Source organism: Methanosarcina flavescens, from assembly GCF_001304615.2.
Classification (GTDB): Archaea; Halobacteriota; Methanosarcinia; order Methanosarcinales; family Methanosarcinaceae; genus Methanosarcina; species Methanosarcina flavescens.
This window is the reverse complement of record NZ_CP032683.1, coordinates 1,890,140-1,912,170: the sequence shown is the minus strand read 5'-3', so window position 1 is coordinate 1,912,170 and position 22,031 is coordinate 1,890,140. Positions and strand designations below refer to the sequence as shown.

Here is a 22,031-nt window from a genome sequence, read left to right as displayed (position 1 = left end):
AATTAATTGGTCATACTCATATTCGCTTGTATATAACGTTTTGCATTAATATCTCTAAAAAAAGAAAAATAATAAAGTTAGGAAAATATAATGTGCATGGTTTTCAGACTTCTGATTTTCAATCTCAAAGATACTTAGTAAGGTCAATTCCTATAAAAAATAAAATTGATTACAATAAAAGATATTTATCTGTTAAAGGTAAAAATTTCTGTAAAGCAACTTTTCCTGAGAAATCTAAACAAGTTCTATAGATTCGGATTCAATTTCGGAAAGATTTGAGAGATAAAAGCCTGTGCCGAAACTTATAAATATTTAAAGATACATTTTGAGAGTCGCTCATTCAGTGAGAATAACAATGCGTGGGCCCGTAGCTTAGTCAGGCAGAGCGATGGACTCTTAATCCATAGGCCGGGGGTTCAAATCCCTTCGGGCCCGCTACTATCATCTTTTTTATTGAAATTCCGCTTTAAAAGCCTGCATTTTATTAGGTTTTTTCTCAGTGAGATAATACAGTGTCCAGATATCATATCGTCTGGTGCAGGTAAAATATTAAAGGGCATATGATCATGAATAGTAAATCTGTTCATTCCAATAGTCGAATTTTCAACTCAACAACTCATTAAGCAGGTTTATTCGATCTTATCTCATTAAAAGAGCAATATATTTAGAAATAAATTAATTGCTCAATCAACTTCAATGCATAAAAATCTGAATGGGTGCAACTCTAATGCCAAAAGTAAGCGTTGAAATTCCTCAGGAGCTTCTGGATGACCTTAACAGGCATGTAGGAGATAACAAGAAGTTTGTCAGCCAGTCTGACGCCATCCGAACTGCTATTAGAAAGATGCTGGATATAATGGACGATATCGATAGAAGGCATGGGAGACTCGATAAATGATTAAAAGAGATAAGTAGAGACGAATAAAACCCGGGGAAAAATAATTATAAAAATAAATAATAAAAATTACCCCTTTGTTTCCATTGTGCTTCGACATCTGTCGGCTATTTTTTAAGAAATCCTGTACTTAGTGTAACTTCCACTGGAAAGAAAAATGGAGCCTGATATCTCAGGCTGCAAACATTTCAATACAGGAATTTTTGAAATTTATTTCATATAAAAGCTAATTAAAGAGTTCAGGATTAGAGGGAGTCCCTGAAATCTTTTATACCCTGAGCTACATTGGAAAGCAGGATAAAAGCCATCCTCTGGTTAGGCCAGGAGCCCAACCCGCAGTCAGGACCCACATATTTTATTAGATTGCCAAAGCGCCTGTAATAGACCCTGAGCCTCTTGGTTATAGTAGCCGGGGTCTCAAGCTGGCTAACAATCTCCGAAAGATATTTCTGGTTTTTCCAGACATTGGTACAGTACATTTCATTAAGGATTCCTGCCAGAGTGAAGATATCAGTTCTTGCAATCCCGAGTCTCAGGAAAGAATCCGTGTCTTCCAGTATTTGCCTGTCTATCAGTTCCAGATAGGAAGGCGTGCCTGCAGATTCTACTCCTATAACGTTTATTGTGGGAGCTTCGCAGGCAAGATTATAGTAGAGAGGAGAGTGAAGGTGAATCTCTACATCGGCTCCCCATTTACTTGCCGCCTTTGAGGCATTGGTAAGAGCCAAGATAATATCATTTTCATCAAAAGTTATCTCGGGATTCAACCCGATACTTGGCTCATCAATAGAAACCGTTGTTATCTTGAAATTTTTTGCAGATCTCATGGAATTTCTAACGAAATTGTTCACGCTTTTTGCAAAAAGAGAATAAATATCCGTGTACTGTGTGCCTCCAAATTCTTTCAGATAAAGTTCGGTCGGACCGGTTACACAGATCCGGGCCTTAAGTTTCTCTCCAAACTGCCCTTTATAGGCTTTTGCAACCTTCTCTATGGCCTCAAGTTCCTCAATCCTGGCGCATTCAAGTTTCACCTCAAAAGGGCTATCACAGCAGTTAGAATCCCTGATAACCTTCAGGAATTGCTCGTTCATATCTTGATACTGTGGATAGGTAGGAACATCCACACCTGCATCTATTTTCTGCTGAAAGGCATCATTGATAACCGTAAAGAGTTTCTCATCTTCTTCTCTTGTTTTAAAGGCATCTTGGATCCATTCCTTACTAACTCCTTCAGGAAGGGGATAACTTCCAATATCGTCAAAGATGATTTCTTCCATGTCCTCTTAGTAGACCTGTAAGGATTTAGCGTTATTGGAAAGACAGAAAAAAAGTAAAAATATAGAAAAAAATACTGATAGAAAAGGAAAAAACCGAATAGATAAAAAGATAACAATGCTGTAAAAAAAGAAAAATTGAATAAATAAAAAAGGAAACAATGCTAGAAAAAGAAAAAATCAAATAAATAAAATGAAAAATTTAAGAAACCAGTTTTCGTCCGGCTATTAAATTATTCAGGAAAAGGTTATTCTTCCTACCTTATATTTTCTGCATTAAATTCATTGACACCTTTTGCGGTATTCTCAAGCAGCTTAAAAGCAAGCTCCTGATCCGGCCAGAAAGCCAGCCCACAGTCCGGACTTGCATACTTTATCCGGTCTCCAAGCACGGAGTAACCTGTTTCAAGCCTCTTTTTTACAACCTTAGGGGTTTCAAGATCTGTAACGATTTTTTGCATATATTCCCTGTCTTTCCAGGCATTGACCCCGTATGTTTCATTAACAATGCCTATAAGGCTGGAGATATCGGTTCTTGAGACACCAAGCCTGATGTAAGTATTTGAGTCCTCAAGCACTTGCTTATCCAGAAGGCTCAGATAGGAAGGACTTGCCGCATATTCAAAACCTATAACATTGATAGGCGTCTCGCAAACAAGCTTATATTTTAGCGGGGAATGCAAGTGAATTTCCATATCTGCCCCCTGCTTTCTTGCATAAGCCGAAGCAACGGTGAGAGCAGATACAATATCAGCATCAGAAAACTGGATTCTGTCATTTATCCCTAGACTTGGCTCATCCAGGGCTATAACCTTTATTTTGAAATTCTTCGCAGCCACGAATGCCTGCTTTATGAAATCTTCAATATCCAGCGCAAGAACGTGATACGCATCGGCATAATCCGTTTCCCCGAAAGCCTGAAGGTAGAGGTCTGTAGGACCTGCGACACAAACCCTGACTTCAAGCGTTTCTCCTGTTTCTTCCCTGTACTGCTTCGCAACTTCGTCGATTATCTCCAGTTCGAGGATTTTTGCATTTTCCTCTTTGAGTACATATGGCTCATAACAGTTCTTTTCGTCTTTGATGATATCAAGGAACTGCCCTATCATATCCCTGAACTGAGGATAAGTGGGCACATGCACTCCCACATCGATTTTCCTCCGGAAAGCTTCCCTTATCACGGAAAAAAGTTTCTCATCCTCATCCCTATTCTCAGCCGCAGTCTTTACCCATTCCCTTGTAGTGCCCTCTGGCGTGGGAAGGCTGCCTCCATCAATAAAAATAATGTCCTGCATACCTGCTATGTAAGACAGTATCAAGTATTATAAGTATTGGAATTAACTTGAGTAAAAATTCAAAGTAAAGGAGAAAAGCAGATTTTTATTATAAACAGCTCTATTTGTAAATATCCATCTTTCTCAAGCTACTCAATACCCTTTCTTATGCTACTCAATACCTTTTCTTATGCTACTCAATACTTTTTCTTATATTTCCTGAGAAGCTCGCTGTTTACTTCAAAAGCTTTCTCGTCGATTAAATCTTTTTCCAGAGCCCACTCAAAGAATTTTTCCAGGACTCTGGCAGCTGTTCCAACTAACTTCTTGCCTCCTCCAACCTCAACTACGTAATCATCGAGAAAACTCTTAATTCCGTAGGGGGTAAGATGCTCAGGGCCGAAAATATCGCAGTAACTCTTATTCTCGTGTTCGTGTCGGACATCGTAAAGCTCTCTGTCTTCCTCGGAAAAGGAATCTTCGGCACTGAATTCCAGAAATTCCTCATAGAGAAGGATCACGTCCTCAAGATCCAGGAAGACGTCAGGCTTCAAGCTGGCTTCCTGTTCATCCAAGAACATCCGAAAAGCTTCGTTTATCGTGGTCATAATATCAAGCAGCAGTAGTTATAAACTGTTATTTTTGCTGCAAAGATTTTATATTTTTCTCAAATTCCTCTATATGGGAGCAGATATGAGTTTTTCACCAGCTAGTAGTCCAGACGACATCAAGAAGTATCTGAATCATACTCAAATAGTAGAGTAAGAAAGTAAACTAAGGAAACAATAAGAAGAAAAGAAAAAAGGATAGAGAAATCTTCAGCTCGATTTTTCTTTTTTTGGATTCTATCCTTTACATTGATTCAGGAGCTGCGATTCCAAGCGTATCAAGCGAGTTTGCAAGCACGATTCTTGCACAATCCACAAGGGCCAGTCTTGCAGCCCTGATTTTCTCGTCCTCAGCAGCAATTACAGGGACGAAGCGGTAGAACTGGTTAAAGGCATCGGCGAGTTCACGGGCATAAATTGCAAGCACATGAGGTTTCAATTCGCGGGCTCCAAGGTCGATTATGCTGTCAAACATTGCCATCTTCTTTATAAGATCGATTTCAGTATCCTCGACAAGCAGAGCAGGCTCAATTTTTATGAAGGGGTCCCAGGCTGCCTCTTCTTTTGCTTTCTCGAGAATACTGCAGGCACGGGCGTGGGAATACTGGATATAGGGAGCGCCCTGCTTTTCGAAGTCAAGAGCTTCCTTCCAGTTGAAAACCGTGGACTTCTCAGGTGAAACCCGTACTATATCGTATCTTACTGCACCCATTCCTACTACTTCCGCAACTCGTTTCTTAAACTCGTAGGAAGTTTCAGGGCGGCGAGCTTCCACTTGTTCAAGGGCAGCTTCCGTAACCCTGTCAAAGAGCTCATCTGCACTTATGAACTGCCCGCGACGGGTGCTCATCGAGCCTTCAGGAAGAGAAACAAACTCGAAAATTACAATTTCAGGCTCCTTGACCCCAATTGCGTTCAGAGTAGCCCTGAGCTGGCCTGAGATTAACTTGTGGTCAGCTCCGAGAACATCGATTATGCGGTCAGCCTGTCTGGCTTTCCATTCGTGGTAGGCAAGGTCCCTGGTCGTATAAAGGGAAGTGCCGTTTGAACGCTGGATAACAAGGGTTTTTTCAAACCCATAGTCTGAAAGGTCTACCACAAGGGCTCCTTTATCAGTTTTTGTCCTTCCTGTAGCTTTGATCCTCTCTACGATGTCATATACAGCTCCGGATTTAAGGAAAGTTGATTCACTGACAAACCTGTCGTGGACAACGTTCAGGCGAAGTAGGGTCTCTTTAATTCCGGAAACCGCCAGGGAAACTGCCTTATCAAAACTATCTATTGTCCTGACATCCCCGGCTTCTACCTTTTCCATAAGGGCATCAATTTCCTTTACATAGTCTGGATTTTTGTCCAGCTCGGTATTGGCTTTTATATAAACATCGGCAATAGCAGCATCGGGTTTTCTGGAAAGATCAAGCTTGAAGCGTTCGCACGCCCAGGAAACTACTGCAATCTGGCGGCCCATGTCATTGACATAGTACTGTACCTCAACGTCATATCCTGCTCGCCTGAGAATGCGGGCAAGGGTATCTCCAATAATAGAATTTCGAATATGCCCCACATGCAGCGGCCCATTTGGATTTGCTGAAGTATGTTCAAGTAAGATTTTGCCTTTTGAGATTCCGCAGCCAAATTTCTCTTTCTCTTCCAGAACTGCGGTAACTGTACTATCCAGATAGTGCCTGCCTGCATGAAAGTTAATGTAAGGGCCAGAAGCATTTATCTCTCCTATATATGAACCATCTGGAATTTCGATTGCAGAAACGATACGGGCCGCAAGCTCTTTCGGGTTTTGTTTGTACAGGCTTGCCAGCCTGAAAGCGGCTCTGCTTGCAAGGTCAGCGTGAGAAGAAGTCTCGAAATAAAGTTCGGAATCTTCGATTTCAAGTCCGACCTTTCGGATAGCGTCTTTTAAGATTGATGTAGCCTGAGCTTTAAATTCCAGAAACAAGACAAATCACCTGTAAAAAGTGCGAGAACTATGTGATAATTCTGATTTATAGATTCCGTTTACAGTTTTGACTCATAATTTAATTAAATTAATTTAAAATTCAATTGCTAGTTTTAGCTTCAATTTTAATTCGCTAATTTTAACCTGCTAATTTGATCAATAACCTAAGGACGGTTTAATTAAAAAAGTATTGGATAAAAAGTATTGGGAGGAGGCTGGGGAGATCATACCCCAGTACTGTACCTGAGAATTGCAGCAATGCCACCGAAAGCGTTCATAAGCTGTGAGCCTTCGTCGAAGTCCGTAGATACGAAAACGACTTTTGCATTGCTTTTGTCAGCAAGTGCTGAGAGTTCATCCACAACATCAGTAACGTCTATGACTTCAAGTGAAGCTCCACAATTCGGACAGTTTCCTGCTGTAGGAGCAGGTTCTCCGGGCTTCCAGCGCCGTGTCCACTTATTTTCATATCCACAAACACTGCAGGTGGTGGTTACCCTTTCAGCCCGCAAATCCTCGGAAAGCAGAAGCACATCCACAGCATTAATCTCAAGGTTTGCCCGGACCTGAGTTTCCCCATAAGCTACTTTGCCTGAATCGGCAATAAGTTCTTTGAAGAAAGCCCTGACAGCATTCTTCTGTCCAATGAGCTCAAGATCTTGAAGTCTATCTCCGGCAGCATTGACCAGTTCCGAAAGCCCGGATTCATCCGTATAAGCCGTATCAAAGAGTCCAAGGATCTTCTTCATAAGTTCATGGTGCAGGAACTCTCCGGCGTAGAATTCTTCTTTCGTAGGGGAGGGCCCTCCTATCAGGATACCTTTAAAATCTTTAGGCTCAACCGCAAGGAAAATCTCACTTGCAGCATCTCCTATCCTCTTGTAGAAATCGTGGATAGCAATGAGCCTGAGCTGCTGGAAACGGTGAGCACTCTGACCACCTTTCCTTTGCTTGCCCGGAACTGTAGAAGTTAGGTTGCGTAAAGCCTGGATTCGTTTTCCTACTAGAAGCCCTACTGTAGCTTCCCTGCGGTCAAGTACCAGTAGCCCGAAAGTGCCCTTATCTTTGAGCATATCCTCTAGGGGCTCGAGATAGAAACTTGAGTCACAGTGATATTTATAAACAGTGATGGGCTCCGGAGGGACGATTACTTCACTTTCCATGCTCGTTTTGTTGGCTCCTATATCCACAGCTCCTGTGAAATACACTATTCCGTTTTCAGGCACCTTGTCCAGGTATCTGAGCCTTGAGAGAAGAGATTCAATAGCTCCCTGTACGTTCGTTCTGGTGAGTTTGGATTTGATGTTTGCAGCCTGCCCGTGTTCGTCTTTCAACTGGTTTGTAACGTCAAAAATCTGCTTGTCAGGAGGGATATAAAGCGAAATTAACTCTGTGCTTCTTCCTTTCTTATTCCTCAGGCTTTCAAGCTTCTTTTTAAATTCATATTTCTCATGTGCCGATTGTTCAGTCATTTTAAAAGTTCCCCGTGAAGATAGTAACAAAATCTGATATTCTGGTAATTTGAGATTGAATCCATTATCGAATTTACTATCTAATTTTACTATTAATTTGAGATATCTTTTTGATTGAGCTTGATAAATTTAAGGCAGATTAAACTTGAATATTGGATTGCCTTAAACTGCTTAAACTCCAGTTTTCTTGAAGTTGAATCAATTATAACTTTTAATAAGGAATCTTGATAAATTTTATTTTTCAGTTTGTCATTCGTTTAGCTTTTCGGTTAGCTTAACAAGGTTTTCATAGAACTTGTAATGATAATCACACAGCGAGTTCCCGTCTCAACCGAAAGCCAAATATAAAAACCGCTTCGAACACGAAAAACTGAAAAGTAACAGTACGCATTCCGGAAAAGCCAGACTCCAAAGTTCCGGTAAAAAACAGCTCCTGATTGCGTAAGCCTGTTCTGCTTCGTGCTCTGTGATATCACTAGATGTGAGACATAATTTTACTCAAACTGTATCTAATTAGTATAAAATTGGATTAATCCCTGGCGGAATTATATGCTAATTGAAACCAGAGTTTATATTTGTTTCTATCTCCTAACTCATTTTATATATTCATGATCATATAAAAGTCTTCCTGTATCCGACCTCATAAATTGCTGGTTATCAATTAAGAGATTCAGGTAAGTTAAAGAACGAATTAATCAGGGCAGGAAAGCTTTCTAACAGGAGACTTTTTCCCATCCTTTGAGAGCAGGACTACTCTGCTGATTTCGGATTCGTCTGCGATCTCATATCTCAGATGTTTTGCAAGTTCCTTCGAAAATTCAAGAACCTCCTCATGAGTCGGCATTGCTGAGCGATCAAGCCTGAGTCTTGAAAAACCCAGATGCATGTATGCTTTTATCTCCACAAAGTCAGGAGAGGCTTTTTCTATAAGCCTGGCATAAGCCTCAGGCTTGAACATATTTTCACCTTTAACCAGTGTGGTCCGGATGACTGTCCTTAATTTCTTCTGCTTCATTATGGACAGAGACTCATTGATCTCTTCCCAGAGCGCAGGTGATCTGGGCTGGCAGACCTTCAGGTAGGTCTCAAGATCCGGCGCATCGAGACTCATATAGAGCTGGGAAGGGGAAATTTTTGCAAGCATACTCGGAACTGTGCCGTTTGTTACAAGAAAAGTCGTAAAGCCTCTTTTTTCGTACTCCTCAATAAGCTCCGGAAGATAAGGATAAAAGGTAGGCTCTCCAGACAGCGAAATCGCAACATTGTTCGGCTCATTGCCCTCAAGCCAGCGTTCTTTAAGTGCATTCGGAGAACCACCATAACCAGTGATCAACTTACGCTGGCTGGCAATGCTTTCTTCCACTATCTTCTCAGGTAAATCCCACTCCTCAGGTGCAGGAACGGGAACCTCAGTTGGTCGCCAGCAGAAAAGACAACGCTGGTTGCACATAAGCGTTGGAGTCATCTGAAGGCAGCGGTGGGACTGAACTCCGTAGAACTTCGATTTATAACAGGAACCCTGTCCGTTCATAGCGTGTCTGAGCCAGAGGCAGGTCTTTACAGCCGAATGGTGGCCTGCTAGAGCGTAACCCTGCTTTTTCAGGAGGGTTTTAAAATCAGGGATATCAAAAGGAAGAGAAGTAGACTCTCCACCACCATTTTCCTCCTGAACTTCCGGGAAATCTTCCCCAGTATTTCTCTCTTTTTCTTCCATAGGCACTTTCCGCATATTAAATCTTTGTGGTATATATAAGGATCGGAAAATAATTTTGCAGATAGCTTCAATAACCCATATAAACCAACAATAACCTTTGGTTGTTTGTATCTTTCCAGCAGTTCAAAGAATTCGGTCTGGTTTAAATTCAGTTAAACTCAGTCAAAAGCAAGAATCTTTACGTCAAAATTTTCTAGATCCACAATCGGGACTCTTGCAGGCACAGGCGCTAGATTTACACGCTTTTGGAATTCGGTCTGGTCCTGCCAAGTTCCGGAATTGACAAGAAGGACATTTTTATAGCGCTGGACTCCGAGGGTGTGAACGTGGCCTGTATGGATGATATCAGGCACAGGATCGATTATAAAATAATCCTTTTTCTCGGGGGATATGGAGACCCGGCTTCCGTAGGTAGGAGCAAGGTGCCTGCGCTTCAGCATCTCAAGAACTGCACCTGCAGGTTCCTGATACGAGACTCCGGGTATACTCGCAACAAGATCGTCAATTGACCTGCCGTGATAAATAAGAATCTGAACGCCGTCAAGCTCCACAAGCGCAGGATTGCCAACAAAAATAACATTCTCAGGGAAATCTGCCTGAATACTTTCCGGCAGGGCGGGCTGAGGTTCTGCCTGACGAACAGCATCGTGGTTGCCCGGACTTATTATTACGCGAATATGTTCTGGAATTTCCCTGATATAATCGGCAGCTTTCCTATACTGCTCATAGACATTCAGGATGTCCAGTTCCATTTCCTGGTCAGGATAGATCCCTATTCCATCAACAAGGTCTCCTGCAACAACAACATAACGGATACTGGCTGCAAGCTCCCGCATACTTTCTAAATCCGATTCTCCTTTCAGAAAGTCCAGGAAATCCAGCCAGGCGTCTTCCAGAAATTGGGAACTGCCCACATGCACATCCGAAATCAGGACAGCTTTTCCATGACTTCCGGTTCTGCGCTGAATATTATTCGGGACATCGGGTTGTATTAGCTTTGTAGCGAGCATAAGGCTTCCATCATTTGTTACCGAACCCGTTACCCCTATGACCTCATCAAGAAGAACTCTTGAGGCCTGCTCAAATAGCTCCTTATCGGAATTTCGAATAAGAACTGAAAAAGAACCTGTTGGGTCCTCCAGAGACAGAATTTTGTGGCCATTGGTTGTATTACTGATATCCGAAACCATACCTATGATCGAGATTTCTTCAGAATTTCTGTCTCCTCCTCTGCGGAAATTTCGTCTTTTTAAACTTTCGATTGGACGTGCATTGATTCTTCCGCGGATAATCTCCGAAAGCCTGCTATATCTGTCCCTGAAATACTGCACAAACTGCATGTACTCTCCAACGCAGGTGGAGTGCCCTGTTATATCGGAAATTACGGTTACGGGATTTCTGCCCGGGTAACTTTTGTATTCATTTCTGGAGTCGGAGAATAGCCCGCTGCCAGGAGTGGAGGAAGATAGCTCTTCCCTGAAAATTCGATTTGAAGGAGAGGGAAGAGAGTTCTCCTGCCCAAAAAAAGAAGAAGCTAAACTGTTTATAGCCTGGGATGAACTAGAAGAAAAAATAGGAGGTGCTGTCTTTGCTGCAGAAGGGGAGTTTGAAACGAGATAAGAAGGCGGTACTTCCTCAGATTTAAAAGTATCTGGTGGAGTACCTGGAACCGGTTCATAATCCATATTCCGAACCGAGCCTGGAATAACATCTGGGACTGAAATAGCATCAGAGACAGGGTTTTGAGATGATTCTACAGCCGGATCAGGATTTACAATAATAGAATCAGGATCTGGGAAGGTAACAGGCTCGGAAGGAGAAATAAGTTCTAATTCTGAAGAAGTTTCGAAATCAGGGCATTCTTTATTTCCTGTGTAAATCAGTTTTGAAGCCTTTCTGGAAACAGCAAAGCCTTGAAGATCTATATCTTCGATCCCTATGACAATAACAGAATCATTTACAGTTGAGAGGACATATTCGAGCAGGTCTTCGGGAGTGTCGCTGGAATAGATAAGTTCTACAGCTTCAGGGCTGATCTGATATGCTTTTTCCATAACAGCCCTTATAATATTACTTCTTTCCATAATTTCGACCTGCCCTTTCTGACTATTAGAATTTTTCCGGATCTCTCATTCCTGGTCTGGCATGAGAGCCAGTCTCACTTTTGAACTGAAGAGATTAAAGCAAAAGCCTGCTTAACATATAAAAACTAATAAGATGCAGAATAATATGATAAATTTAATTCATTACTATAAAGAAGAACCTTATGAAACTTTTATATGTTCCGGTAGAATACTTATACTTATTAATCCCTGTCTATTCCAGAACAGATGTCAGTTCTGATTTATGTAAAACTGGTTCCAATACTTACTTGCTGTAGAAAGAATCTCAATTCTTACTTGTCGCAGATGGATCTCAATTCTTATCTGTTATGTAATGAATGCTGATTCCTGTGTATTGAATAAATCTGTTTATTATTTATATAGAAATACGGCTCTGTAGAAATCCTCTGAAATAACCAATCTTAACAAATTAAAACTGAATTGCCTGATTCAATTTTGCTGAGAACTTTAAGTCTATTAATGACGATTAAGTAGGTTTTCTACAGAGCCAGAAATACAAAATATTATAAACGGTAAATATTGAATAATGGAAAAGTTAATTGAAAATTAATATACAATAAAAACAAATCTTGAGTAAATCTACTGAGAAGATCCAGTAACTAATTTTTGACTAACTTTATATAAGTCAGAACAGTAGAGTGTAGAACTGTAAATGGTTCTGCAGCTGCATTAGATACCTGAAGATCTTATTATGACCCTGAGGTTACAAGGTTCAATCAAATAAATTTCAACCGAATATTCGGATTAAACATAAAGTCGAATGAACTATAATGCAGCGCCCTAAGAATGAAATCAAAAGAATAAAGGCTGATTATGAGAGAGATTAATAAGGAAAACAGTGTCCAGGAACAGGAAAACCCCTGGGTTTCCCTTGGAAAGGACTTGCTGTCTGTTGTAGCTGTCCTGATCATTTTCATGGTCTTTTCCAAGCTGGCATTCGGACTCTGGACTCCTATGGTTGCGGTGGAGTCGGGGAGTATGGAACCGCATATGCAGGTAGGAGACATTATTTTTATCAAAAGCGCCGATAGAGTGGATATTATCACGAATGAGGAAGGCAAAAATACAGGCTATATGTCTTTTGAGGATTATGGAGATGTGATCCTTTACCGTCCATATGGAGAGGAAGGGGTAACCCCGATAATTCATAGAGCTATGTACAGAGTGGATGCCGGAGAGCCTATGTGGGAGAACGGTCCCATTGCTCCGTATTCCGGCTATATTACCAAAGGAGATAATGTTATAACCAATACTCACTTTGACCAGGAAGGACAGATAAGCTACGAAATGCCTGTAAAAGATGAGTGGATTATAGGTACTGCACAGTACAGGATCCCTTATGTGGGATATGTCAGGCTTTTCTTCTCATGAGCAGGTTTATGGCTGCTCAACCTCTTATTTTTAGCTTTCTTAGCCTATTTTCTTAACCAGCCCGTTCAGCATCCTGTTTTTGTTTTCTGAAGCTAACCAGTTGCAGGAATTTTGTCAGAATTTATGCAGATTTTTGGGCTTTACCAGATCAGAGTAGAACTTTTGATGAATTATATGGAGTATCAAAAGGTCAGAACAAAGCCTCAAAATCAAGAAAAGCTGAAAAAGCCGAAGAACTCTGATAAATTTCAATAAAATTTCATAAATTACAGAAAAAATATGGATTTCAATCCCTGGGAAGGAAGCAATTCCAAAACAGATAAATAAAGGAAGGGAATGAGAAAGCAGTCAGAGTAATAGCTTGAAAAACAGCTACCTAATAATTAGAAAGTAACAATTAGAAAAACAAATGAAATACGATCAAAAAACAGTTAAAAGCTTTCGGAAAAATGAAACTCAATAAATTAAAAATCGGCAATACCGAAACTCCTGGGAACCTTCTTCTTGCGCCTATGGCGGATGTGACAAATCTGGCTTTCAGGCTACTCTGCAGGCAGAATGGAGCTGACCTTACCTACACTGGGAAGAGAAAAACCTTGAAATTGCACGCCTTATCGAAAAAGCTGGAGCTTCAGCTCTTACAGTGCACGGCAGGAGGGCAGAGCAGATGTACTCCGGAAGTTCGGACCTTACATTGATCAGAGCGGTCAAACATGAGCTTTCTATTCCAGTTATTACAAACGGTGACATAAGGGATGAAGAATCTGCCGAAGCGGCACTTGATTTTACAGGTTGTGACGGGCTTATGATCGGGCGTGCAGCAATGGGAAATCTCTTTATTTTTAAAAGAATAAGGCACTATCTGGAGACCGGGGAAAAGCTGGAAGTTGATAGGCAGGTACGACAAACTGGAGGATTTCAAGATCTATGTTGCCTTACTTGAAGAATATAATCTCTGTTCATCCACAAATGTAAGAATGCATACCCACTTGTTTACAAAAGGGCTGCGCGGCTCGCGGCAGATCAGGGAAAAGGTTAATAATCTGAAGGATGGAAAGGCGTTAATTGGGCTAATAAAAGATCTCTCTCAGCCGAAATAATAAAATATCTCATATTTTTTAAAGGGATATTTGTTTACAGTTATAATGCGACAAAACAAATACAGGAAGCAGGTTAACCTGAAAAATAATAATATACTACGCTAAAAAAATAATTATAGATTAGAAATATATATAAAGAATTTCTTTCATTTCACCGAAAACCTAATAATATTCTACATTATTATCCATGAACTATCAGGCACAAAACGGCGTGAACTCAAAATTGAAAATAAATGCTTTCAATATTAACTATAACTTAATGAAGGAGACGCAGGTTAACAATTTGCCACCCAGGATTTTGATACCTGAACCTGCATGTGCATTATTATAACAGTATATTACAGTATTAGTGCGAGTGCCTGAGGAAAGAAACAGATGCATATACTATCTGTAGTGTCTGACAGGTTAATAAATTGAATAATATTAGGTTAACTCGATTAATATTCAATTACTAGCAGTGTGCTATACAGCTAATTAAGACTTGCCAAACAGACTGCCGAGAACAGCAAAAATACAGAAAAACATTAGAAAAACGATAGATAAAACCGCATTAAAAAGGAGAATCCAGATGAAGGAAATCAGAATACACGGTCGAGGAGGCCAGGGTTCTGTTACCGCGGCTGAACTGCTTTCCGTTGCAGCTTTTGAAGATGGAAAGTTCAGCCAGGCCTTCCCCGCTTTTGGGGTAGAGCGTAGAGGTGCCCCGGTGCAGGCATTCACGAGGATTAGCGATAACCCTATCAGGCTTCGAAGCCAGATTTATACTCCTGATTATGTTATTGTCCAGGATGCAACTCTGCTTGAGACTGTTGACGTTGCAAGCGGGATAAAAGATGATGGGATAATTATTATTAACACAACCGAAGCGCCGGAAAGCCTGAAACTCAATACAAAAGCCAGGGTCATGACCGTGGATGCCACAAAGGTGGCAATGGACATTATAGGTGTCCCCATTGTGAACACCGTCCTCCTCGGTGCTTTTGCGGGTGCAACAGGTGAGATCAATGTTGAATCTATCCAGCATGCAATAAAGGCTCGTTTTCCTGGAAGAGTTGGAGAAAAGAATGCAAACGCCATTCAGAAGGCCTATAAGCTTATCAGGGGGGAAGAAGCATGAGTAACGGATCTGAGCAAGATCGTAAAATACGTCCTGAAGTTCTGAAAACCGAGGAAAAAGAAGAAACGGGTTTAAACATTACACGCTGCAGAGTCTGTAAGCCTGGTTCAACCCTTAAAAACAAAACCGGTGGCTGGAGAAATTTCCGTCCTGTTTATATTTATGAAAAATGCACCAAGTGCGGAATCTGTGAGATTGTCTGCCCTGATATGTCTGTCAAACCCAGGGAAGACGGCTTTTTTGAATACGATTATGATTATTGCAAGGGTTGCGGCATCTGTGCAAATGAGTGTCCTGCGGATGCAATTGAAATGATACTGGAGGAGAAATAATGATTGACCCAGCTTACAAGAAAAAAATGGTGGTTGTGGAAGGTTCCTATGCTGTGGCTCATTCTGCAAAAATCTGCCGTCCAAACGTAATCTCAGCTTATCCGATTACTCCCCAGACTCATATTGTTGAAAACCTGGCTCAGTTCATAGCAGATGGGGAAATTCCCAACTGTGAGTACATTAATGTGGAATCTGAGTTCTCGGCAATCTCTGCCCTTATAGGTGCATCGGCAGTCGGCGCAAGAACATATTCAGCCACAACTTCCCAGGGACTTCTGCTTATGCACGAAGTGCTTTTTAATGCCTCGGGAATGAGGCTACCCATTGTAATGACTGTGGCTAACAGGGCAGTAGGCGCACCGATCAATATCTGGAACGACCACCAGGATGCGATTGCCCAGAGGGACACAGGCTGGATGCAACTCTATGTAGAAGATGTTCAGGAAGCGTCTGACACCCTGCCCCAGCTTTACAAGATCGCAGAAGACAATGATATCATGCTTCCAGGCATGGTCTGCATGGACGGCTTTATCCTGTCTCATGTTTACGAACCTGTTGTCCTGCTCGAACAGGAATTGACCGATGATTTCCTTCCTGCTTTCCAGCCTGAAAATATTCTTGACCCTGAAGACCCCAAGACCTTCGGAGCCTTTGCAACCCCGGATACTTATGAAGAGTTCAGGTATCTTCAGGAACAGGCAATGCAGAAAGCTCTTCCGAAAATCGAGGCTGTGGCCAAGGAGTTCGAGGAAGTCTTTGGCAGATTCCACGGAGGACTTATTGACGAATACATGCTTGATGATGCTGAGATTATCGTCATGTCTATGGGTTCTATTCTCGGGACTGTTAAGGACGTTGTTGATGAATACAGGGCAAGAGGAGAAAAGATCGGCGTCTTAAAGGTAAGATCCTTCAGACCTTTCCCCAAGGAGCAGATTAGAGAAGCCGTTAAGAACGCACATGCTGTTGTCGTACTTGATAAAAATATCTCCATAGGCACAAATGAAGGTGCCCTCTTTACCGAAACCAAGTCCTGCCTCTATAACAGCAAGGTCCGTGTACCCTTAACTGGTTACACAGTCGGCCACGGAGGTCGGGACATACGCGCAGAAAGCATTGCAAAGATTATTGAAGAAACCAAGAAAGTTGCAAAGACCGGGATTACAGTTGAAAGCCAGTTCCTGGATCTTAAGGAGGAGTTGCTATGAGCAAAACCGCACCAAAAACATACATCAGCTCAGGGCATAGCGGCTGCGCAGGTTGCTGTGATGCCTTTGCTGCGAAATTCACACTTATGGGCTCAGGTCCTGACACCATTGTAGTTAACCCTACAGGCTGCCTTGAAGTAATGTCCACACCTTTCCCGAATTCTTCCTGGCAGGTTCCCTGGATCCACTCCCTCTTTGAAAACGCAGGCGCAGTTGCCTCTGGGATTGAAGCTGCGTTAAAAGCCCTGGGAAGAAAGAACAATACCAAGATTGTAGCAATTGGAGGCGACGGTTCGACTATGGACATCGGAATTGGTGCCTTATCAGGCGCTTTTGAGCGAGGGCATGACTTCACCTATGTCTGTATGGACAACGAAGCCTACATGAACACCGGGATTCAGCGCAGCAGTGGGACTCCCTATGATGCCAGCACAACAACAAGTCCGGCAGGAAAAGTTTCCTTTGGTAACCCACGCCCCAAAAAAGATATGGCTGCCATTATGGCAGCCCACGGCTCCCCGTATGTAGCCACAACCTCGATAGGTTTCCCGAGAGACATGATGCGTAAAGTCAAGAAAGCTACCGAAATCGTTGGCCCGACCTACATCCACGCGCACGCCCCCTGTACAACAGGCTGGGGCTTTGACACCTCAAAGACCCTTGAAATCGCCAAACTAGCAGTCGAAACCTGCCTCTGGCCTATGTACGAAATGGAAAACGGGGAAATTACACAGGTCAGAAAAGTCAAGAACCCAAGACCGGTTGAAGAGTACCTCAAGACCCAGAAAAGGTTCAAGCATCTCTTCACCATGGAAGGCGGAGACGAAGAAATAAAGAAAATTCAGGCGATGGCAGACTGGAACATAAAATACTTCGGGCTTCAGTGAAAACTGAAGTTCTGCTTTTTTAATTTTGTTTTTACTCTGAAATCGGCATCGTTTTCTTCGTTTTCAGTTAAGGAATTATAGAACTCGATAGCTTAGTTTTTCGGCAATCTCGCGGGCTTCATCAGGAGAAAGAATTTGATAGCCTGTTTTTATGTAGTCACTTAACTCGTTTGAACGCACTACAGCCGTATGTTTTTCTTTTATATAGGGAATGTCTGCACCAGTGACAGCTATTATTGACCTTACCTTTATCTCGCCTTTTGCAAATCGGAAGTAAATTTTTTGAAGCATATTCCCGTATTTAAGATTATTCAGATATCTGTAAGTAAGGTAACTGCTTCTTTGAATTTGATCGTAAGGTGTATAGGAGTTCTCTCTGAATACTTTCTGGATATATTCATAACTCCAGTTCTTTACCTCAATGACATAGACTCCAGTTGGACCCACAACCAGATGATCAATCTGGGCTGATTTTAGTTTCGAGCCCTGAAAAGTTATGTACTCATCAAGCTCCAGAAATAAATCGTTAAGTAAGAAATAACTCTCAGATAAATTTTCAAGGTTTTTGATTACCTCAAGCTCTCCAATTGCACCTTTATATTCATTGGTACTTTTGATTTGTTTATCTTCTCAAGGTTCTCAGAAAGAGGCTGTAGCCGCCTTTTTATCTCTTCATTTTTGTTACTTTTTAAATAGGCATATCTGTTATTCAAGTTTTGGAACTCAGAGTATTCTTCTCGAAGCAATTTATTGATTTCTTTTTGAGGATTGAGCCTCAAATCCTGAATGAGGATTGTCTTATTATATAAGGCTAATTTAGCTCTTAAGTACGAAAATAATGAACTCAGGCTAAATCTGATATTCTCGAGCTCATATATCTCACTCTCGAGATCTTCTATCCTCTGACTAATATTGTTCTTAATTTCGAACGACCTTGATTCTATCTCTCTTTCAAGATTACCTATTTCGGCTTCTAGTTCTCTTATTTCAGTTTCAATTTTATCATATTCAGCCGAATATCTCAACCTGTACTGGTTTTTAAGATGTTTTTCCTCTTTGGATATATCATCAAAGCATCTAAACTGAAAACCTAGTTCTCTGGCAATTTCGATTAAACTTTTCTCAGCGCCCGAATACCCGAAGACTTGAACGATTTAAATTCCACCGTTAAGTATCTGTAGAGAATACTCTAAAAGTAGACTGTCTATATATTTAAATTATGTTTTTAAACCCGAACTTCTTGAATAAATGGTCCTGTGAGATCTCAAGCCAAAAAACATTAACCTGTGTAATTTTATTGCCAATAAGATATTGTATAGAGACGCTCTAGATACAGATTAAAGGTAAACCTAAATTTAAAACTTAAGTACATTAAACGTCAAAGTGAGAAATATAGAACAGAGAATGAGAAAAATTTTTGAGATAAATTAGAAAAGGAACGGTAAAAATTAAGACAAATAAGAAAAAAATGGTAAAAATTAAGACAAATAAGAAAAAAATGGTAAAAATTAAGACAAATAAGAAAAAAATGGTAAAGATTAGGATAAATAAGAAAAAAATGGTAAAGATTAGGATAAATAAGAATAGATTCGTATCAAATATAAATAGGCATCTGTTTTAAATGCCGTTTTTTGTACCGTTTTTCGTAGACCGTTTTTTAATAAATCCGTTTTTCGCATGCCGTTTTTTAAAAAGACCGTTTTTCAAAGACACCGTTTTTTTCACAGATGCCTTGCAATCCAGATATCTTTGAGTAATATAAACTTACGGATGTACTGAAAATTAAATATAAGGTTTTGGAAGTACCGTAAAATATATTAAAAGTTTAGGAATAAACAATAAAGAAAATTTCCTTCCACGTAAGAAAAACCAGGCCTGAAAACACCTTTAGTTGTTAAGACTAATAAATTCCCAGGTCTTTTTACAGCTTCTACAACATTTTTAAAATATGTAAGTTTAAACCTTCCTAAATCATAAAAGAGTAACTTATAGAAAAAAGGAAGTTGCTGGATGATCATATATCAGCTGACGATATCCGGCTTTTATCGGATGATCATAATCAGCTGATCTGGCTTTTACTGTATGATCATATATCAGCTGACGATATCCAGCTTTTACCGGATAATCATATCAGCTGGCGATATCCGGCTTTTATCGGATAATTACAGATCAACTAACGGTAACTGTCTTCTCAGATCAGGCAGATAGCCTTCTCTGTGTAGGGCAATTTTATAGTCGCTTATTGATACACATAATTTCTGAGTATATTTTATGCAGTTGGTACCTACATTCCCCTTAAACAACTGTTTTTCTATTTTTTCTATAAATTCAGGGTAAGTTAATACCATTTCCTCTTTGGTGTGCAGGAACAGGGCTGTAAAGTCCCTGTGGATACCCATGCTTCTTTTAAGCAGTTCAACGTTCAGGTGATCCTCAGACAGATAGGGGTTAAATTTCACAAAAGTGTGAAAATCTGCAATATTCTGGTTTAAGGAGTTAAGGATTGAATATAGCACATTATCAGTTTCCGGAAGGGGGATATCCGGAAGGCCGAGGTATTTTCCGTCAAAAGATTCTTTTTCTTCTATATCTTGATCCCGGGTTGTATCACGATCCATTTTATCACCCTGATGTGGCATTCTGTTTCAATAAATAGTCTGGTGGTTCCGTCTTAATAACGGGTTCAGTCACTTGTTTGGGGTGGCTTTTAGATACATTTACTGGATCTGCATAGGGTGGCTCCAGATAAATCCAGTATGTTAACTTGCCAGCGTATCCGTCGCTCCCCCACTCGAAGCGGTTTTACGCACATGGGTTAGATGCTTCAGATTCCGTTTTTCTTTTCGAATCCAGCTGAGAGATTTAGTCCTGGGATTCTATAAAATAAAATCTATTAAACGATTAGGCTCTTATATCTCACTATATATAAAATTTTGTCTTAATAAGACGCCATAAATATAATTACGAGAGAATTAGTTCTCGATTTCGCTAAAATTTCCACATCATATATCGAACATAGGCTCAGGATTTCTCTAAATCCCCGGAGCTTCTTCTATTCTCAAGTAACTCCATCCCGAAAGCTGTAAGTCCGTATACAAGACTCAGTACAAGAATAATCGTTGCACCAGATGGGACATCCAGAGCATACGAAAGGCCTATTCCAGTGACGCTGATCACAGTTCCGAAGACTATGGAAATCAGCATCATTTGCTTCAAGTTATGAGTGAATTTCCGACTAAGGGTAGCAGGAATGGTAAGAAGGGCGATCACAAGAATAATTCCTACGACTTTAATAAGAACTACGATTGTCAAGGCAATAATACAGAGCAGGAAAAGGTAAAGCTTTTCTGTAGGAAGGCCCTGCACAGTTGTGAATTCTTCATCAAAAGAGAGGGCAAGGAACTCCTTATAAAACAGGTAAACTGCACATGCTATCAGGATATCAAGAGCCAGCATAAAGTAAAGGTCAAAGCGAGGTACTGTCAAAATGTTTCCAAAAAGGTAGGTCATAAGATCAGGGGCATAGCCTGGGGTCAGGTAGACAAAAATTATCCCAAGCGCCATTCCAAGCGACCAGAGTATGCCTATAGCGCTGTCTTCCGGAATTTTAGACCTCTTGCTTACGGTTCCCATTATAAGAGCCGAAATCAGACTGAAGGGAAGAACCCCGTACATGGGGTTGACTCCAAGATAATAACCCAGCCCGATGCCCCCAAAGGAAGCATGGGCTATTCCACCACTAATGAAGACTATTTTTTTGACGACAACGTAGACCCCAATAATCCCACAGGCTATGCTTGCAAGAACTGCAGCTGCAAGGGCATTCTGGATAAAACTGTATTGCAGAAGCTCAAACATCTTTGTTTCTCCCTCGTTTTTCAACCAACTTGGTCTTCAGGGATTTCCCTCATGGTTACTCAGCACCCTGTGAGGCATACCATGAGCAATTAGTTCGACGGGGCACTGGTAGGTGGCTTCCAGGTCTTCAACCGGGATTTCCCTGGAGTTATGGTAATGGAGTTTGCGGTTTAAGCAAGCTATTTTATCAACATAAATCGAAACAGCACTCAGATCGTGAGTAACCATGATAATAGCCATCTTATGCTTGAGCCTATCCAGCAGGCGGTAAAGTTCATCCTGCATATGAGGGTCAAGCCCAGAATTGGGTTCGTCCAGAAGCAGGAGTTTAGGGTTTGTAGCAAGAGCCCGTGCAATGAAGACCCTTTGCCGCTGCCCGCCAGAGAGTTGCCCGATCTGCCTGTCTCTGTACTGGAACATCTCTACCGTCTTCAGGGCATCTTCAGCAGCTTTTCTGTCCTCTTCCCTATACTTTTTCAGAAAACCCGTATGGCTCATCCTGCCCGTAAGCACAACTTCCCAGACGCTAATTGGAAAATCAAAGTCAAACCCTTTGTATTGAGGGACATAGCCTACAAGCTCCCTGCTTTTCTCGGGAGGTTTCCCAAAGAGCTTCACACTGCCCTTGTAAGGCTTCAAGAGCCCCAGGAGCACTTTGAGAAATGTGGTCTTTCCTCCCCCATTGGGTCCGATTATTCCAAGCAATCCGTTGGGCTCTTTAAGCTCCAGATTTATTCCCTCAAGAATTGTCTGATTTCCGTAGCGAACCCAGACATCCTTCAGTTCTATGACCTTCTCCATCGCCTTCCCTTCCGGTGTCGTTTTTATATAATTGGATTAT

At 41.1% G+C, this 22,031-nt stretch carries 20 protein-coding genes and 1 tRNA gene; 9 read left to right on the top strand and 12 right to left on the bottom strand.

Annotated elements, in window-relative coordinates; translation table 11 throughout:
* Positions 1-361 precede the first annotated feature (361 nt).
* Positions 362-435: transfer RNA gene (locus AOB57_RS08490), tRNA-Lys, on the top strand.
* Positions 436-727: 292 nt separating this feature from the next.
* Complete coding sequence (locus tag AOB57_RS08485; protein ID WP_054298974.1) at positions 728-898, top strand: ribbon-helix-helix domain-containing protein; 171 nt, start codon at positions 728-730, stop codon at positions 896-898.
* A gap of 242 nt (positions 899-1,140) precedes the next feature.
* On the opposite strand, the gene AOB57_RS08480 is transcribed toward AOB57_RS08485, so the two are convergent.
* The 7 genes from AOB57_RS08480 to AOB57_RS08450 form a co-directional block, all read right to left on the bottom strand.
* Positions 1,141-2,175 (bottom strand): methionine synthase, encoded by a 1,035-nt coding sequence (locus AOB57_RS08480; RefSeq protein ID WP_054298975.1) that lies wholly within the window; start codon positions 2,173-2,175, stop codon positions 1,141-1,143.
* A 254-nt stretch (positions 2,176-2,429) separates the two neighbouring features.
* Complete coding sequence (locus tag AOB57_RS08475; RefSeq protein WP_054298976.1) at positions 2,430-3,467, bottom strand: methionine synthase; 1,038 nt, start codon at positions 3,465-3,467, stop codon at positions 2,430-2,432.
* Between the two features lie 176 nt (positions 3,468-3,643).
* A complete protein-coding gene (locus AOB57_RS08470; RefSeq protein WP_054298977.1) occupies positions 3,644-4,054 on the bottom strand; it encodes a hypothetical protein in 411 nt (136 codons plus the stop codon).
* A gap of 244 nt (positions 4,055-4,298) precedes the next feature.
* Entirely contained in the window at positions 4,299-6,008 is a 1,710-nt protein-coding gene (argS, locus tag AOB57_RS08465; protein WP_054298978.1) for an arginine--tRNA ligase, read from the bottom strand.
* Between the two features lie 224 nt (positions 6,009-6,232).
* Complete coding sequence (gene prf1 / locus AOB57_RS08460) at positions 6,233-7,480, bottom strand: peptide chain release factor aRF-1 (RefSeq protein WP_054298979.1); 1,248 nt, start codon at positions 7,478-7,480, stop codon at positions 6,233-6,235.
* A 691-nt stretch (positions 7,481-8,171) separates the two neighbouring features.
* On the bottom strand, positions 8,172-9,200 hold the full coding sequence (gene twy1, locus AOB57_RS08455) for a 4-demethylwyosine synthase TYW1 (protein ID WP_226999448.1): 1,029 nt from the start codon (positions 9,198-9,200) through the stop codon (positions 8,172-8,174).
* 152 nt (positions 9,201-9,352) lie between these two features.
* Positions 9,353-11,278 carry a DNA-directed DNA polymerase II small subunit gene (locus AOB57_RS08450; RefSeq protein WP_054298981.1) on the bottom strand — a complete coding sequence of 642 codons (1,926 nt, stop codon included), beginning with the start codon at positions 11,276-11,278 and terminating at the stop codon, positions 9,353-9,355.
* Positions 11,279-12,130: 852 nt separating this feature from the next.
* Between AOB57_RS08450 and AOB57_RS08445 the strand changes: the two genes are divergently transcribed.
* The 7 genes from AOB57_RS08445 (at position 12,131) to porB (ending at position 17,332) form a co-directional block, all read left to right on the top strand.
* Positions 12,131-12,688 (top strand): signal peptidase I, encoded by a 558-nt coding sequence (locus AOB57_RS08445; protein ID WP_054298982.1) that lies wholly within the window; start codon positions 12,131-12,133, stop codon positions 12,686-12,688.
* A gap of 449 nt (positions 12,689-13,137) precedes the next feature.
* Positions 13,138-13,386, top strand: a complete 249-nt coding sequence (locus AOB57_RS14545; protein ID WP_226999447.1) for a tRNA-dihydrouridine synthase — start codon at positions 13,138-13,140, stop codon at positions 13,384-13,386.
* Complete coding sequence (locus AOB57_RS14540; RefSeq protein WP_264371688.1) at positions 13,332-13,631, top strand: tRNA-dihydrouridine synthase; 300 nt, start codon at positions 13,332-13,334, stop codon at positions 13,629-13,631. The genes AOB57_RS14545 and AOB57_RS14540 overlap by 55 nt, the downstream gene beginning before the upstream one ends.
* Positions 13,632-14,356: 725 nt before the next feature.
* The gene (locus tag AOB57_RS08435) at positions 14,357-14,905 is read left to right on the top strand and encodes a pyruvate ferredoxin oxidoreductase subunit gamma (RefSeq protein ID WP_054298983.1); all 549 of its coding nucleotides are present in this window, start codon (positions 14,357-14,359) and stop codon (positions 14,903-14,905) included.
* Positions 14,902-15,237, top strand: a complete 336-nt coding sequence (gene porD / locus AOB57_RS08430; protein ID WP_054298984.1) for a pyruvate synthase subunit PorD — start codon at positions 14,902-14,904, stop codon at positions 15,235-15,237. Before AOB57_RS08435 ends, porD begins: the two co-directional genes overlap by 4 nt.
* A complete protein-coding gene (porA, locus tag AOB57_RS08425; protein WP_054298985.1) occupies positions 15,237-16,445 on the top strand; it encodes a pyruvate synthase subunit PorA in 1,209 nt (402 codons plus the stop codon). The genes porD and porA overlap by 1 nt, the downstream gene beginning before the upstream one ends.
* Positions 16,442-17,332 carry a pyruvate synthase subunit PorB gene (gene porB / locus AOB57_RS08420; RefSeq protein WP_054298986.1) on the top strand — a complete coding sequence of 297 codons (891 nt, stop codon included), beginning with the start codon at positions 16,442-16,444 and terminating at the stop codon, positions 17,330-17,332. Before porA ends, porB begins: the two co-directional genes overlap by 4 nt.
* A 75-nt stretch (positions 17,333-17,407) precedes the next feature.
* Here the strand turns inward: porB and AOB57_RS08415 are convergent, their stop codons facing one another.
* The 5 genes from AOB57_RS08415 to AOB57_RS08395 form a co-directional block, all read right to left on the bottom strand.
* Positions 17,408-17,902 (bottom strand): nuclease-related domain-containing protein, encoded by a 495-nt coding sequence (locus AOB57_RS08415; RefSeq protein WP_264371744.1) that lies wholly within the window; start codon positions 17,900-17,902, stop codon positions 17,408-17,410.
* Positions 17,902-18,357 carry a hypothetical protein gene (locus AOB57_RS08410; protein WP_054298988.1) on the bottom strand — a complete coding sequence of 152 codons (456 nt, stop codon included), beginning with the start codon at positions 18,355-18,357 and terminating at the stop codon, positions 17,902-17,904. Before AOB57_RS08410 ends, AOB57_RS08415 begins: the two co-directional genes overlap by 1 nt.
* 1,137 nt (positions 18,358-19,494) lie before the next feature.
* A complete protein-coding gene (locus AOB57_RS08405) occupies positions 19,495-19,950 on the bottom strand; it encodes a hypothetical protein (RefSeq protein WP_054298989.1) in 456 nt (151 codons plus the stop codon).
* A gap of 403 nt (positions 19,951-20,353) precedes the next feature.
* On the bottom strand, positions 20,354-21,190 hold the full coding sequence (locus AOB57_RS08400) for a metal ABC transporter permease (protein ID WP_054299038.1): 837 nt from the start codon (positions 21,188-21,190) through the stop codon (positions 20,354-20,356).
* Between the two features lie 36 nt (positions 21,191-21,226).
* The gene (locus AOB57_RS08395; RefSeq protein WP_054298990.1) at positions 21,227-21,991 is read right to left on the bottom strand and encodes a metal ABC transporter ATP-binding protein; all 765 of its coding nucleotides are present in this window, start codon (positions 21,989-21,991) and stop codon (positions 21,227-21,229) included.
* Between the last annotated feature and the right edge of the window lie 40 nt (positions 21,992-22,031).